The organism is Streptomyces sp. NPDC058052 (assembly GCF_042885515.1).
In the GTDB taxonomy this organism is placed as follows: Bacteria; Actinomycetota; Actinomycetes; order Streptomycetales; family Streptomycetaceae; genus Streptomyces.
Map to the genome: position 1 here is coordinate 43,031 of NZ_JBHVRX010000037.1, position 14,144 is coordinate 57,174.

The window sequence follows — 14,144 nt, forward strand, 5'->3', positions numbered from 1 at the left end:
AGGTTGTGGTGCGTCAGGCGAGACGGGAGCAGAAGGCCCCGGCCTCGGCCCCCGCGCGGTGCGGGAGCCGAGGCCGGGGCGGTTGTGCGGGTCAGGCCGCGAGAGCGGGCTTGCGGCGGCGGGCGCCGAAGGCGGGCTTGCGGCAGCGGGCGGTGTACGCGGCGGCGGTCTCGCCCGGGACCGGGGCGGGCAGCTCGGCCCGGACCTCGTCCACCAGCTTCGTGTGCTTGGACTGGTCGGCCGGGGTCAGGGGGCGGCGCAAGAACGTGGCCAGGTGCGTGTAGGCGACGCGGGCGAGGTGCTCCTCGAGGACGTCGCTCGCGGAACGGTCCGGGGCGGCGTCGGCCAGGACGCGGAGGGTGCCGACGGCCAGGGCACGGACGGAGCGGTCGTCCCCGGCGTCCTGCCCGATCATGGCCGGCAGGGCGCCGGCGGGTCCGTCGACGGCCCGACCGCGCGTGGTGGGGATCGCGTCGGCGGGAACCGTACGGGCGGCGTCGGCCCGGCGGGCGGCGGGCATCGCACGCTCCCACTGGGCTCGCCGGTCGGCGGGGCGCTCCTGCGGCCGGGCGACCTTGAGGGTCTGGACGGTGGCGCGGCGGTGACGGGTCAGGTCGACGGCGAGGCGCTCCTCGCGCGCCCACTCGTCGTACTGGCGGCTCCAGGTGTCCGCGCTGACGTCGACGTCGACGAGGCGGTTGCTGGAGCTGCAGCGGATCGCGGCATCGACGCCGGCCCGGCCGGTGTGGTGCGGGACGAGCTTGAGCAAGTAGGTGCCGCGGTGCGGGGTCACGGCCACCCAGGTCTTGCAGACCGGGCAGACCAGCGAGATGCGGCGCTTCTCGGTGGACTCGACCCGCCTCATGTCGATGTGACCGGGCGACAGGGTCGAGAGGACGATCGCGTCGAGGGGGCTGACGCGGGAGGTACGGGTGCGGCCCCGGCGCTTGGCGGCCTTGGGCATGGCGAGCTCGGGCATGGCGACTCCTCGGCAGGAAGAGGGAGGGGGTTCGCGGGGGCGGATGCTCTCTCCACCCACCAGGTCCACGAGCCAACGGCCCGCGTCCCGGCGGATAGACAGCGCATCAGCGCTGAGGTCGTGCAAGCAGTCCTGCCAGGCCGGGGGGTTTGGTCTTGGCTACCGCCTCCGGCCACCTGCCCGACTCCGAGGAGACGAGCTGCAGAAACTGCGGTGGTACGCGGGCTAGAAACGGAGATGTTCAACTACTCCCCGTAAGGGCTAGCCCCTATTGATGATGGGGCTAGCTCCTATCCGATGTCAATAGGAGCTAGCCTTAAGACGGAATCGGCTAGGAAAGGAGGTCAACGTGAGGGGATACCGCGAGCTCGCCGCGAGGCTGCGGGAGCAGATCATCAGCGGCGAACTCTCCCCCGGGGAGAAGCTGCGCCGCATCGTGGATCTGATGGACGACTACGGCTTGTCGCGCCAGACAGTCCGCGAGGCGATCAAGGAACTCGCAGATGAGGGACTGGTCGTAACCATGGGCAAAGGGGGAACGGTGGTTCGCAACCGGACCCGCGTGAAGATCCCCTTGAATCGGTACTCGAAGGTGCTTGGGCCGAACGGAGCGCGAGGACCCTGGGAGACCGCCTGCGCCGAGCAGGGCCTCGACGGACAGATGCACGTCGTCCGTGTCGCCAGAGTCCAAGCTGATGATCGACTCGCCGAGCAGTTGGGGGTTCCTGTCGGAGCGGAGCTTGTACATCGTCAGCGGCGCGCCACTCTGGGCCCGGACGACGTCGTACAGCTTCAGCTCGTCTGGTACCCCGCTGACCTTGCAGATCAAGTGCAGCTCGCAGGAACTAGCAAGATCAAAGGCGGTGTCTTCGGTGCCCTGGTTGCTGCCGGACATCGCCCCGCGGCCGTGAGCGAGCGAGTCGAATCCCGCATGCCCACCCAGGACGAAGCCGACCAGCTGAAGATCAGCGGAAAGGTGCCCGTCGTAGCCGTGACCCGCACGACCATGAACTCCGCGGGCCGTGTGATGGAGCTGCTCCAGTCCACCGCGCCAGCCGACCGCATAGAGCTGGTCTACGACAACCTCCCGCTGGAGTAACGCCTCCGCCGAGCCTCCCACTTGGGCACCCCTTGATCGTTTCCCGTCTCACTGGCTACGGAGCTATGGAACTCCTGGCGCGTCGAGAGGGACATCACAGCTGGCTACCCAAGCTCATTCACACGTTTTCAACTTCTACGTACACACGGGTTCTGGAGTGGCGGCCCTAGGCTCGCGGCATGACGACGGAGGGGACATCTGTGGGGAAGCAGCGGGCGGGGTGGAGGCCGGACAGGCTGCGCGAGCAGCGTGAGGCCCACGGCTTGACCTTGGAGAAGGCGGGCGAGCGGCTTCGCGAGGTCGCGGAGCAGGCGAAGTTGAAGGGTGTCCCGGCGGCGAATCCGCAGACGCTGTGGCAGCACGAGCAGGGGGAGGTATATCCGGGTCCGCACTATCGGCGTGCCTACTGCCTCCTGTACCGCGCAACCGAGCCCGACCTGGGGTTTCGTGCCGCGCTGCCGGGGGAGGAGACGTCGTCCTTCAGGCTCACGCCGGCGGATGACCGCATCAACGGGTCCCACGTTCTGGCGGTCGAGCGTGCGATCCACCGGATCACGCCCGGTTCGGAAGAGGCTGACCACCTCGGCCTGCAGCAGCGGATCATCGACGCGTGGAAGCGCCGTCACACCGGCGGCGATCCGCACCGGCCATCGCTCATCTTGGTCGGCGGATTCGCTGGGTCCGGGAAGACGGAGCTGGCCCGCTTCTTCGTCCAGCTCACGGGCTGGCCGCTCCTTGACAAGGATCCCCTGACCCGTCCGTTGGTGGAGCGCCTGCTCGTCGCGCTCGGCGGCGATCCGCACGACCGGCACAGTGAGCTCTACCGGGAGCAGGTGCGGCCGGTGGAGTACGACTGCCTGATGCAGTCAGCGCTCGCGAACATGCGGTGCGGGATCTCCAGCGTGCTCTCGGCGCCGTTCATCGCGGAGATGACGGACGCGGACTGGATGCAGCGTCTGGTCAACCGTGCGGGCTCGCTGGGCGTCGATGTGTTCCCGGTGTGGGTGCGCTGCGACGAGGAGTCGATGCGGGAGTACATCACGTTCCGCTCGGCGGCACGCGATGCGTGGAAGCTTCAGCGGTGGGACGAGTACATGGCGACGGTCGATCTGGACCTGCGCCCGGCGGTGCCGCACCTTGTGGTCGACAACCGGTTGGGCACGGCGATCTCGCTCGCGGATCAGGCCCGTCAGGCAATCGGGGCGATGTACTCGTGACCGGGCGTCAAGGGGTGGTCCTGTACGGTCCGCCGGCGTCGGGCAAGGACACCGTTACCGCCGCGCTCGCCGAGCTGCACTCGCAGTACGTGCAGTTCGCGCGGCTCAAGGTCGGGACCGGCAAGTCCGCCGGCTACCGGATGGGCACGGCGGAGCAGCTGCGCGAGCTGGAGGCCGCAGGCGACGTCGTGTACGCGAACTCGCGGTACGGCAACACGTATGCGATCGACCGGCCCGGCGTAGATGCCGCGTTCACGGCCGGTGTGCCAGTGGTGCACCTCGGGCAGGTCGACGGCATCCAGTCTCTGGTCAGCGGTTACCCGGCCCAGTGGTTGGTAGTGCTGCTGTGGTGCCCGCGTGAGGTGACCGCTCAGCGGTCCGCCGGACGGGGCGACGGCGACACGGCCGCGCGGCTGGCAGCGTGGGATGCGACCCGCGAGGACCTGGACGCGCACCCGGACCTGGCCTGGGACCTGACCGTGGACACCACTGCCGCCTCGCCGCAGGACGCGGCGCGGCTCATCGACCAGATGCTGGCGCAACAGGCGGGAGCGGCAACGGCATGAGCGCGGGCTACGGCTGGGCGAGTCGGTTCAAGGCGTCGGTGAGCGTGAGCTCGCCGTCGTCCTTGACGTCGTTCCACCGTGCCAGCGTCGTCGCGGCCGCGCGCAGCATCTCCGGCGGGAGGCCGGCAGCCGTAAGCGCGTCCGCGGCTTCCTCCAGCTCCGGGCCCCAGCGCCAGGCGCGCGCGGCGGTCTTGGCGACGTACTGCGGCTCGGAGAGGTACGAGTCGGTGCGTCGGGAGGCAACCTCGATGAGCTCCTGGTCGACGCCGTGCTCGCGCGCCATGCCGACCGCGAGCGCCACCAGCACCCGGCTGGTCTTCTGGAACGACGCATATGCCAGCTTCAGCGCGGACGCCTTCCCGACCTCCGTGCCCAACACCACCGTCTGGACGGCGGTGCCTGTGAACAGCGCCTCGATGCGCTCGGTCGCCAAGGTCGGGCCGGACAAGTACAGGGTCGGCGTCTTGCCACCGATCGGCGGAGAACCGACGACACCGCCGTCCACGACGGTCGCGTCCGGTTCGAGCAGCGCAGCGATCCGCTGGGCCCGCTCGGGGTTGATGGCGTTCGCCTCCACGTACACCCCAGCGAAGCGGTGCGCCGCGACATCGCGGGCCAGGCCCTCTGCTGCGGCCGGCGGGCAGAGGCTGATGACGACGTCGCTGCGGCCCAGCAGGTCAGACAGCGTCGCCACGGGCGTCAGGCCGAACTGGGAGGCGCGCTCTTGGGACACGGCGCTGCGCCCGGTCTCGCACCACAGGACCGCGGCCGCGTTGCTCGCGGCGCAGGCGGCGACGGCGGCGCCCATGCTGCCGGGGTGGAGGATGCCGACGGTCGGCTGGTCCACGGTGCTACTCCGTCTCGTTGAGCAAGATGGCAATCGCTTCGGTGACGTCGTCCACGACGTGGTGAGCGTCAGGGAGGCCGTCGGGCCAGGGGCGGCCGCGCAGCCAAATGGTGCGCAGGCCAGCCTGGTGGCCGCCGCCGATGTCCCCGGCCGCGTTGTCGCCGACCATCCAGCCTCCGTCCCCGAGACTCACTCCGCAGCGGGAGGCCGCGAGTTCGAAGAGGCGCAGGTCTGGCTTGCGGATCTCCAGGTCTCCCGAGACAGCGGCGCCGTCGACCAGGTCGGCGAGGCCGGTCGCGGCCAGTTTGGCGCGCTGGATGTCACCGGCCCCGTTGGTAACGATGCCGATCGTCCATCCGGCCGCACGCAGGCGGGCCAGGCCCTCGAGGACATCGGGGCGGCAGGTGACGGTGGCCGCCATGAGGTCGACGTACTCCTGCCACAGGTCCGTGGCCGACGCGTCCAGTCCGAAGGTGTCCCGCAGCCGGGCGAAGTCGTTGACAGTCGCGCGGTCGGCCAGCTCGGTGCGCAGCCATTGGTCTGCGTCTGGCGCGAGCGCGCGGGAGCGACACAGGGCGGTCAGGGCGTCGCTGAGCGCCGATTGTCGGTCGACCAGCGTGTTGTCCAGGTCGAAGAAGGCGAGGCGGGCCACGGGCATGGACCCTACCCGCCTTGCGGCGGAGTTGTGTTCGTGCTGCGGCTGCTTCCCGACACGAGATCATCTGGTGTATGTTTTCAGAGAACATCAGATGGGATGGAGGCTGCCATGTCGGATCCGCTGCGTCGAGACGATGCCCTAGTGGATGCTGACACGCTGCCTCCGCCGCACATTCGTCGGCAGCTGCGCATCGCCGCGAACCTTACCCAGGAGGAAGTCGCCGAGGCCCTCGGCGTCAGGCGCCTCGCCATCGTTGGATGGGAAGCCGGCCGCACGCAGCCCCACCGCAGCAACCGCCTGAAGTATGCGGAGTTTCTCCGCGGCCTGGCCAAGGAGCACCCGGCCGTTGCCCAGGGAGGTCCGCGTGAGGACTGACCTCGGTCCCAGTTTCGGGTACGCCGACTCCGCCTTCGGTTTCGAGGGGGTCGGGGTGACGTAGCCGCCACCGGCCGCGCGTGCCAAATGAGTGGACTGCAATCCACTTCGACCTCGCGCGGCCCTTCACGCCGACCATCAGGTCGGCTACCCAGCCCCCGGTTCGCACCCGGCTCTGGGCTCCAGCTCATCGAGCTGGGTCTTGCAATCCAATGCACCACCCGGTCCGCGAGGACCAAGTAGTAACCGCAGCAGCCCTTCTGCAAGAGGGCCTCTGCACAGCACCACCGAAGTACCGAAGTACCGCTTCACCGTTCCGCCGCAGTGCCGCAGCGGCCCCTCTGCAAGGGGGTTGCTGCACCGCTCAGCTGTTCCGTCAGCCCCTGCAAGGGCTTTGGAACGTCCGTTCGAATCACGTCAAGGAGAGAGGTCTCGCCTCTGGTTCTTCGTCCGGCCTGTGCCCGCTCCTCACGGAGGGGGCTTGGTGTCTCCCAGTTCGCTCGTCGGCCGTCCCGCGTTGCGGGGTGGTCCGGCTCGCTTATGAAAGTTGGTGGCTTCGCCATAGTGCCCGATCTGGTGTCCCCTGAAAAGTCGAGCCCTGCCCGTTTCGGAATGGTTCGCACCTTTGGTGATTTTCATGTGACGGAACAAGCGTCCCTGATCCGATACTTCGCGGCTTTTGGTCAGGAAGTGGCTCTTCCTGTAGGAAGCCACGAGCTGATCGTTTCGACTGGGTCTGTCCGGCCGCTCCTCGGCGGCGGTGTCCGCGAGAGCGTCATCCCGTGTGGCGGGACGGGTTCGAAGGTTTCTGCCCGCCGTGCGGGAGCGCGGGGAGTGATCCGGGCTGAGCGGCCGTTGTCCACAGGCTTCCTCGTGCAGGGTCGGCGGGTGGATGACGAATCGCGCGTTCTGCCTGCTCGGGGAGGTGTCCGCTTTGGCGTGTACACCGGCCCGATGACGAAGATGACCTCGGCCCTCGCGGTACCCGCCGCCCGTGTCTCGGCGGTGGGCCGATGAGCGCCGCAGCGGCCCCAGCCGCCGCGTTTCCGCGCCCTCGTACGGAGTTCGCCGGCGGGGCTTCGCGCCGTCGGCTGCGGTCGGTTCCGGCGCAGGCCGGTCCGGTCGTGCCGCTGGAGCTGGGCAACCCCCTCCAGCTGTCGAAGACGATGCGGGCCCGGCTGCTCGCCGCGGTGCGCGCGCTGGTGACGTCTCCGGCGCTGGCCGGTGCGTCGGACGGCACGCGGCTGGCGTCGGTCGTGCTGACCGCGAAGGCGGATGCGCGCAAGGACTTCGAGACGTCGATCTGGGCGGCGGAGCTCGGGCGGTGGCTGGGGGTGTCGCAGTCGACGGTCGCGCACACGGTGCTGCCCGAGCTGCGCGCTGCCGGACTCCTGGGCTCGAACGTCGCGACGAACGCCATCGGGTGGGCGACGGGCCTGGAGTGCTGGGTGATCCCGATGTACCGGGCGCAGCAGGCCGGCGACCGGCGGCACGCGCTGGCGCTGTCCCGCTCCGAGCTGGCGGTGCTGCTGAGCCTCATCGAGGTGCTGTTCGGTCCGGGGTGGGCGCCGAAGGACAAGCCGGTGGTCCCGGCCGGGCTGCTCGCCGGGCGTACGGGCCGGGGAGCTGCGACGGACCGGCTCGGGCTGCTGCTGATGGTGCTGACGACGGGCTCGGCGGGCTGGCTGCAGCTGTGCCCCGGCTCGGTAGACACCTCCCGGGGTCGTCCGGCGGCAACGGTCGCGCGGCTGCTGGGCTGCACGGCGGCGGCCGGAGCGAAGGTCCTGGGGCGCCTCCAGGAGCACGGCGTCGCGGAGGTGGTGCGCAAGCAGACCGGCTCGGGCCTGAACGCGCAGTCGCGGGTGCGCCTGGTGCCGGTCGCCAAGGCCCACGGTGTGGCCGTGCGGGAGGCCCGCCGGGTCGCGAAGTCCGTGCTTTCAGACCTCGCTGGTACTGCATCCGGAGATCTTGAGACCAGCGAGACGGCCGAGACCCTTGTGGTGACTGGGATCGAGGGTGCCGGGCAGGGCGAGATGGCCGGATCGGCAGACCTCGCCGCAACTGCACAGCACCACGCTCTCCACGCTTCTGTGGTTACTCCCAGTGGGTCTCTCGCGCTCTCTGGTGGCTTTTCCGGCGAAGGCCGTGGTGGGAACCACGGCCTGCCGGACCGCGCGTGCGTGCGCGAGGACGGCGGCCCGCTCCGCGGGGAACAGCCGAAGGATTCCCCGGTCGTTGAAGGCATGAACGGCGGCTGCGGGCCGATGGCCGACGGCTCGGTGCGGGTCGTGGACGGTCCGGGTCAGAGCAGGCAGCAGCGGGGGAGGGTGCCTCTGCCGCCGGAGGACCTGCGGGCCGTCCTGGCTCCGGTCGACCTGGTCTGGGGGCGCCTGGAGCGTCGGGGCGCCCGGAAGCTGGTGGAGGCCGCCGCCCGCAGCGAGCTGGAGCGGGTGGTCGGGTTCGCCGGCCGTACGGACGCTCCGCAGGTCCTCGCCGACCGGATCGCCCGGCGCCTGGAGGACCAGATGCGTCTGGCCGGGCCGATCAAGGACCCCGTGGGCTGGCTGATCGGCCTGGCCCTGCCCCAGCGTCAGCAGTGCGGCGACGTGCGGTGCGACGACCGGGTGCTGCTGGACTCCGGACGGGACTGCCCGCGCTGCGCGGAGAAGCAGGACGACCGCCGCGACCAGCGCCGTACGGTCGCGGCCGCCGCCGACGCCGCGATGCCCGGTGCCTCCGAGGCGGAGCGCCGGGCGGCGACCGAGCAGCAGCTGCACCAGGACGTGACCGCTCAGGCGTGGATCCGCGAGCACCGGTGGGCACAGGTCCGCGAGCAGCAGGCCGCCGCCAAGGCCCACCGCGCCGAAGCTGCGGCCGCGGCCGCGCAGCCGACCTTCGAGGTCCCGGCTGCGCCGACGGCTCCGGTCGTGCTGCCCTCACCGCGCCCGGCTGCCGTCGTCCCCGTTCCGAAGCCGGATCCCGCCAACGTCGACGACGTCCAGGAGCTCGTCCTCGAGGACCTCACCCGCGAGCAGGTCCGCGACTGGCGGGTGCGAGCGATGAAGGACCACCAGGTCGTCTTCGACCACATCGACCGCTACGGCGAGCCGTCGGCCAGGCGTCTGTTCAGCAACCAGGTAGTCGACCAGGCGCAGCACCTCTCCCGCCTCGGGCACTTGGACCTCGGCTACACCACCTGGGGGCAGGCATGAGCGGCGACGAGACGTCCGGTGTCGACCTGGCCCGGGTTGCGCTGCGGGCCGCGATGGAGGCGGCCCGCAAGAACGGCAGCGGTCAGAAGGCGAAGCGGAAGCCGCGGGCCGTCACCACGGTGCGGCGAGACGGGCGCGAGCCGATGGGCCTCGGAGCGGCGATCGGCGCGCTGGTCACCGAACGGGCCTGGGAGCTCCCGGCCGCCGGCGCGACGTTGCGGGAGCGGTGGGCGGCCATCGCCCCCGAGCTCGCCGGGCACGTCGCCGCTGTGGCCTTCGACGCGGACTCCGGCCGGCTCACGGTGTGCCCGGAGTCGTCGGCCTGGGCGACGAAGGCCCGCCTGGAGCAGGCCCGCGTCATCGCGGCCGCCAACACGGCGGCGGGCCGCACCGTCGTGAACTCCCTGCGGATCCTGCCGCCCGCGCCCGTCTCCGCCCCGGCCGACGTCGCCCTGGCAGACCTGGCCCCGGGTGTGCCCACAGGTCCGGCGAAGACCAGGGAGTCCGCGTCCGAGGGCTACCGGCGCGCGCTCGCCGCGCACCAGGAGGCCGTCGCGCCGCGTCGGGCGGACCCGGCCATCGCGGAGGCGGTGGAGCGGCAGACCACTGCGATGCGGGAGCTGTCCCGCAGGGCGTTCCCCGAGACCGACGTCGCTGCGGACGACGCGCCGGCCCCGATCGAGCAGGCCCGCGCGCAGCGGCGCCGCCAGGCCGCAGTGACCGAGGCCGCCGCGCTGCGCCGGGCCCGAGCCGAACGCGGGCTGGCCGGGACGCAGGCCGTCGTGCGGCAGTCACCGCCGTTGCGTACGACGGCGTGAACACGGAGATCGGCTGTGGACCCAATGCCTCTGGTGGGAGCATGAGTTGGGACGAAGGGTGGGGGTATGCGGGGTGACCGGCGGCAGATCCAGACGGCGGTGCTGGGCAGCGCGGACTCGGAGGAGCCGCTGTTGCTGCCACTGGAGGCAATCGAGCTGAACGCCTTCCGCCGCCGGCATCAGCTCGACACGTTCTGGTGCGGTCTGCTCCTCGGCGGATGCGGAGCCCAGCTGACCACGAAGCTCTACACCGACCGGGTCTGTCACTTCGCCCACCACCCCGGCCCCGACGGCCAGCCCCACATCTGCGGCCGCCGCGCCCGAGGCATCTCCAGCGCCGACCACCTGTACGTGAAGTCCGCGGCCGTCGCCTGGTTCCGCAACAGGGGCGAGGAGGCCGACATCGCATTCGCCCAGCCGGACGGGGCACCGGTCGGCTCGCTGGTGGACATCACCTCCCGGCACCGCCGGCTGCGCGTGCACCTGGACCAGGCGGTGGAGCCGGTATGGGACGACGACGGCATCGAGCCGGTGCTGGGCGTGTCGGTGCCGGTCGACCGGGACACCCTGATCCGCCGCTGGTACGTGCACCGGATCCGGCTGGACAGCGAAGGCACCGCCCGTCGGGTACAGATCGGCACCGAGGCGTTCACCAGGCCAACCGAGTGGTTCGCCCTGGACGAATGCGAGATCACCGAACGAGGCCTTTCCACCCCGGCGGTCCAGCGGATCGTGCATGCCCGGAGCGCGCCCCATTCCACCGTGTGGACCCCGGGCAAGAAGCAGCAGGAACTGCCGCAGGACGCGCAGGCGCAGGAGCTGATGCGCCGGCTGCTTTACGCCCGCCGGACCGAGTCCACCGACCTGGCGGAAGAAGTGTGCCGCGAGGTCGCCGAGCTGTCCGGGGTGAGCCCGCAGCTCAAGCGCCAGCTGGACGCCGCCCGCCGCGCCGCCCTGGCCTGGGTCAAGAAGGAGACAGAGGCCCGTCGGGAGCTGTTCGCCCGCCTGAACCAGGCCGTGGCCGATCAGAGGACCAGGAGCGTCAAGACGCTCCTGACGGAGATCAAGGCGGCCACCCGGGGAGGCCGGACCGAGGAGGAGGAACACTCGCTCCGCGAGGCCGCCGCCTATGTGGCCGCCGTCGAGGCGGCCAAGCTCGAGCGCCTGGACACCCTCCTCGAGGACATCAGCCGCTTCCCGGCGAACGGGGACCCGTGGCGCCTGAAGTCCAAGGTCGAGCAGTTGTTCCAGGTGGCCGCCGAGGCCGGCAAGCTCGGGGAGCGCCGGGAGGCTCAGCTCAAACTGTGGAGTACACGCCTGCGGTACCTGCCTTTCCCGCCCCGGTCGGCCACCCCGCTCAGTCAGCAAGAAGGTGCGGCGCTGCAGCGGCAGGTCGGCCGGGCGTACTGGACCACGAGGCCGTGCTCCCGGTGCGGGGCGGATCGTGGCCAGAAGTGCGTGGTCAACGACGGGCCACGTGCCGGCGGCGTACGGCAAGTACCGCACGCCGACCGGCTGCGGACCACCATCAACGAACTCCAAGGGCAGCAGAAGGAGCACGAGGCGGTCCGGACCGTGTGGCGGGCGTACGACGTGCCCTGCCCCCACTGCGGCCAGGAGGCCGGAGCCTGGTGTCTCACGCCTGGCGAACCTCACTCCGCGCGCTCCAAAGAGGCCAGGAAGCTCACCGAGCAGCAAGTGCCCCGCCTCTGAACGGGTCCGGCCGGGGCCAACGTGCAGCTACTGCCGTCCTGCGGCGGCCGCGCACACGGCCGAGCAGAACTGCGGCGGCACCTTCAGGCCCGCGCCGATCTGGAGCGCCGCACCGCAGGCACAGCGCCCGCCGGCGAGCTTCTGGATGCGGCGGTGGGCGGCCTGGGCCACCCGCTCCAGCCGGAAGTGCTCCGTGTCCATCGCGTACTGCACCTGCACGGCCTGCTCGCCGAAGTACACGACGTCGACCATCTCGGGCTCCTCGTAGGCCGCTTCGATCAGAGCGGTCTTGACCGGGAAGAAGGCGCACTGGGCGACGGCGGCCTCGATCAGCTGGTCGCCCTCCTTGCCCAGCGGCACGGCAGCGGGGTCACCGGCACTGAACTCCTCGCGCTGGGCGTTTCCCCACGCCTGGGCCATTTCGACGAGCTCGTCCTCGGGACGCTCGGCGAGGTGCCGGTGGGCGCAGTAGGGGATCGTGTACGCGGAGACCGGCCCGAACTCGCAGCCCGGGACGCGGCACCGCTCGGTGACGTAGTCGTCCTGGGAGAGGACCATCTCAAAGCGGCGGACGCCGCACGCCACGATCAGGGAGTGGAAGCCGTTACGGGACTCCAGTTCCAGCTCGGTGGACCTGCTGGCGGGCGCCAGCAAGCCGAGGAGCAGCAGGACTGTCGAGTACGGCACCGGCCCGCCCAGCGGGGCGAAGTCGAACATCTCCGGTGCCCAATCTGGGTCGACGACTGGGTGCTCGCCGGTCCAGTCGGGCGAGGTCCCGCACGCGGTGAGCAGCTCCCCCAGGGTGAACGGCACGGGCCGGCCTTCGGCCTGGGTGGCCTTGCGGAGCTCGGCGGTGTACTTGCCCCCAGTCTCGCGCTGGGCCTGCCGGGCGCGCTGGGCAACGGTGTTCTGGTGACGCGGCATCGGTCTTCTCCGGACTCGACGGGCATGCCCACGCTGCCCGTCGACGAAGAGGAACGACGTCGGGGCGACGCGGGCCCCGAAGGACCTTGGCCGATCGCGGGACGACGGCGTGGGCGTCGGCCTGCGGCGGGTGGCGGTGCGCGTCCAGCCGAAGGCACCGTAGCGCAACGACCGGAGGTCACGCTGCGAGCCGCTCCATCTGGTCGCCGTGGCTGCCGATCGACCGCCACTCACAAGGAGCCCGTCAGGACTTCTGCGTGCCGACATGCGCGGCCTCCAAGGAGTCGAGGAGGTATCCGAAGGTGATCTTCTCTTCGCAGCCGCCGACGCCCTCGTCACCCAGGGCCGCTGAGCAGCCCGGACGGCCCGGCTCCGGGCCCTGGAGAGGGAGTGCCGTCGTGCCCGAAGGACTGGCCGCCGTTTCCATTGGAAACGGCGGCCGGTGAGTGGGGCCTGCCCTGACACGAAGTCGGGCTGCCCCTGATCGCCGAGCGTCGGCCTGGCGGGATCAGGCGAAGGCGAGTCGATTCAGGTCGGTGATGGACTGGCTGCGGCGGTCGCTGCTGGTGTGGTTCCACTTGAGGTTGGAGTAGTACACGAACTGGCCCGTGGTGGGTTCGAGGAAGTCGATGGTGCAGCCCATGCCGGAGTGGGTGTGGTCGCACAGGCAGGTGCAGCTCTTGTGATCGACCCTCCAGCCCAACCCGGTGGGGCCGTCGCCGAGAAGCCGGATGAAGTCGGGGCACGGCGGTCCGTCGGTGGTCTCCATCCGGAAGGAGCCGCCGACCGCGTGCCAGGCATCGGTGCCGTTGAACGGGCCGGTGCCGGCTGTCGCCCGGATGCGGCGCAGCAGGGGAGAAAAGAGCGACGGTGGTTCGAACGGGGAGCTCACGGCCGCGGCATACGCGGCCCGTTCCGTGGGCGTCCAGTCCGGTTCGGACTGGAGCAGGCCATAGTCGGCGGTGAGCCGGTCGGCGATCCGCTCCCACCAGCGCGGGTTGAAGCCGGTGAGCAGGATGCGGGCCGGTGTCCCGGGGCGGTGGAGGCTGATACCGCTGCTTTCGCGGCGGTAGCGGAGACCGGGAACCCCCGAGACGCGGTCCAGAGGGTGCTCACCCTCGTCACCGGACAGGCGGGGGAGAAGGAACTCGGCCCAATGGTGGACGACGTACGGCTCGTCGAGGAGCCGAAGGGTGAGCCCATCTTCGTCTGGGCGCACCTGGACGATGCCCAGGGGGTGCTCGGAGAGGCTGCCGATCTTGCAGCAGGCGAGGAAGACCGCGGCCTCCAGCTGTGCCTGCTCCGGGTGCCGAGCCGCGGGGATGGTGAGCGGCTGGTCGGTGTCCGGGAGGAATGCATGGAGGGCTTGGTGGGACTCGCCGGTGCAGCGGCGGCGGTCTTCGGTGAGGGCCAGGGCGGCCTGGGGCATCGTGGTCACTGTTCCGCGCCATACCGGCCCCCGGCGGTGAGCGCTTTGGTGAGGTGGGTCAGCAGGTGTCGTACGGGTGGTGATGCTTCTGGCCGGTCCTCGGCGAAAGGGTGCGGGGGCGTCTTCCATCGCGCGGCCGGGCGTTCACGAGCCCGCGCAGATGAAATCCGTGGTGCGCCACCGGATCAAGGCGCCACGGCGAGGGGTGCCCCCATCGGGTGAGGGAGCACGTTCTTGCCGCAGGCCGGGGCTGGCGCCTGGCCAACTGCCCCAGCCGTTCCGGGGAAAGAGGTGGCTGAGGGATGGT

At 70.8% G+C, this 14,144-nt stretch carries 12 protein-coding genes; 7 read left to right on the plus strand and 5 right to left on the minus strand.

Features of this window, described 5'->3' with window-relative positions; genetic code table 11:
* Window positions 1–91 precede the first annotated feature (91 nt).
* A complete protein-coding gene (locus tag ACFVU3_RS34225) occupies window positions 92–979 on the minus strand; it encodes a hypothetical protein (protein WP_390072508.1) in 888 nt (295 codons plus the stop codon).
* 349 nt (window positions 980–1,328) lie between these two features.
* Here ACFVU3_RS34225 and ACFVU3_RS34230 point away from each other — a divergent pair, with 349 nt between their 5' ends.
* The 3 genes from ACFVU3_RS34230 (at window position 1,329) to ACFVU3_RS34240 (ending at window position 3,861) form a co-directional block, all read left to right on the plus strand.
* Window positions 1,329–2,078 carry a GntR family transcriptional regulator gene (locus ACFVU3_RS34230; protein ID WP_390072510.1) on the plus strand — a complete coding sequence of 250 codons (750 nt, stop codon included), beginning with the start codon at window positions 1,329–1,331 and terminating at the stop codon, window positions 2,076–2,078.
* Window positions 2,079–2,257: 179 nt separating this feature from the next.
* Window positions 2,258–3,295, plus strand: coding sequence for an AAA family ATPase (locus tag ACFVU3_RS34235; RefSeq protein ID WP_384563234.1), 1,038 nt, complete (start codon window positions 2,258–2,260; stop codon window positions 3,293–3,295).
* Entirely contained in the window at window positions 3,292–3,861 is a 570-nt protein-coding gene (locus tag ACFVU3_RS34240) for a guanylate kinase (protein WP_390072512.1), read from the plus strand. Before ACFVU3_RS34235 ends, ACFVU3_RS34240 begins: the two co-directional genes overlap by 4 nt.
* Window positions 3,862–3,868: 7 nt before the next feature.
* Here ACFVU3_RS34240 and ACFVU3_RS34245 read toward each other — a convergent pair whose 3' ends face one another.
* Together ACFVU3_RS34245 and ACFVU3_RS34250 are read right to left on the minus strand one after the other, a co-directional pair.
* A complete protein-coding gene (locus ACFVU3_RS34245; RefSeq protein WP_390072514.1) occupies window positions 3,869–4,708 on the minus strand; it encodes a DUF1932 domain-containing protein in 840 nt (279 codons plus the stop codon).
* Between the two features lie 4 nt (window positions 4,709–4,712).
* On the minus strand, window positions 4,713–5,360 hold the full coding sequence (locus tag ACFVU3_RS34250) for an HAD family hydrolase (RefSeq protein ID WP_390072516.1): 648 nt from the start codon (window positions 5,358–5,360) through the stop codon (window positions 4,713–4,715).
* Window positions 5,361–5,474: 114 nt separating this feature from the next.
* Here ACFVU3_RS34250 and ACFVU3_RS34255 point away from each other — a divergent pair, with 114 nt between their 5' ends.
* The 4 genes from ACFVU3_RS34255 to ACFVU3_RS34270 all read left to right on the plus strand — a co-directional run bounded on the left by ACFVU3_RS34255 (window position 5,475) and on the right by ACFVU3_RS34270 (window position 11,484).
* Complete coding sequence (locus tag ACFVU3_RS34255; RefSeq protein WP_390072518.1) at window positions 5,475–5,741, plus strand: helix-turn-helix transcriptional regulator; 267 nt, start codon at window positions 5,475–5,477, stop codon at window positions 5,739–5,741.
* Window positions 5,742–6,865: 1,124 nt separating this feature from the next.
* A complete protein-coding gene (locus ACFVU3_RS34260; RefSeq protein WP_390072520.1) occupies window positions 6,866–8,953 on the plus strand; it encodes a hypothetical protein in 2,088 nt (695 codons plus the stop codon).
* Window positions 8,950–9,771, plus strand: a complete 822-nt coding sequence (locus ACFVU3_RS34265; RefSeq protein WP_390072522.1) for a DciA family protein — start codon at window positions 8,950–8,952, stop codon at window positions 9,769–9,771. The genes ACFVU3_RS34260 and ACFVU3_RS34265 overlap by 4 nt, the downstream gene beginning before the upstream one ends.
* 66 nt (window positions 9,772–9,837) lie before the next feature.
* The gene (locus ACFVU3_RS34270) at window positions 9,838–11,484 is read left to right on the plus strand and encodes a hypothetical protein (RefSeq protein ID WP_390072524.1); all 1,647 of its coding nucleotides are present in this window, start codon (window positions 9,838–9,840) and stop codon (window positions 11,482–11,484) included.
* Window positions 11,485–11,511: 27 nt separating this feature from the next.
* Here ACFVU3_RS34270 and ACFVU3_RS34275 read toward each other — a convergent pair whose 3' ends face one another.
* Together ACFVU3_RS34275 and ACFVU3_RS34280 are read right to left on the minus strand one after the other, a co-directional pair.
* Window positions 11,512–12,408 carry a hypothetical protein gene (locus ACFVU3_RS34275; protein ID WP_390072526.1) on the minus strand — a complete coding sequence of 299 codons (897 nt, stop codon included), beginning with the start codon at window positions 12,406–12,408 and terminating at the stop codon, window positions 11,512–11,514.
* A 508-nt stretch (window positions 12,409–12,916) separates the two neighbouring features.
* The gene (locus tag ACFVU3_RS34280) at window positions 12,917–13,837 is read right to left on the minus strand and encodes a hypothetical protein (RefSeq protein ID WP_390072528.1); all 921 of its coding nucleotides are present in this window, start codon (window positions 13,835–13,837) and stop codon (window positions 12,917–12,919) included.
* Window positions 13,838–14,144: the final 307 nt, after the last annotated feature.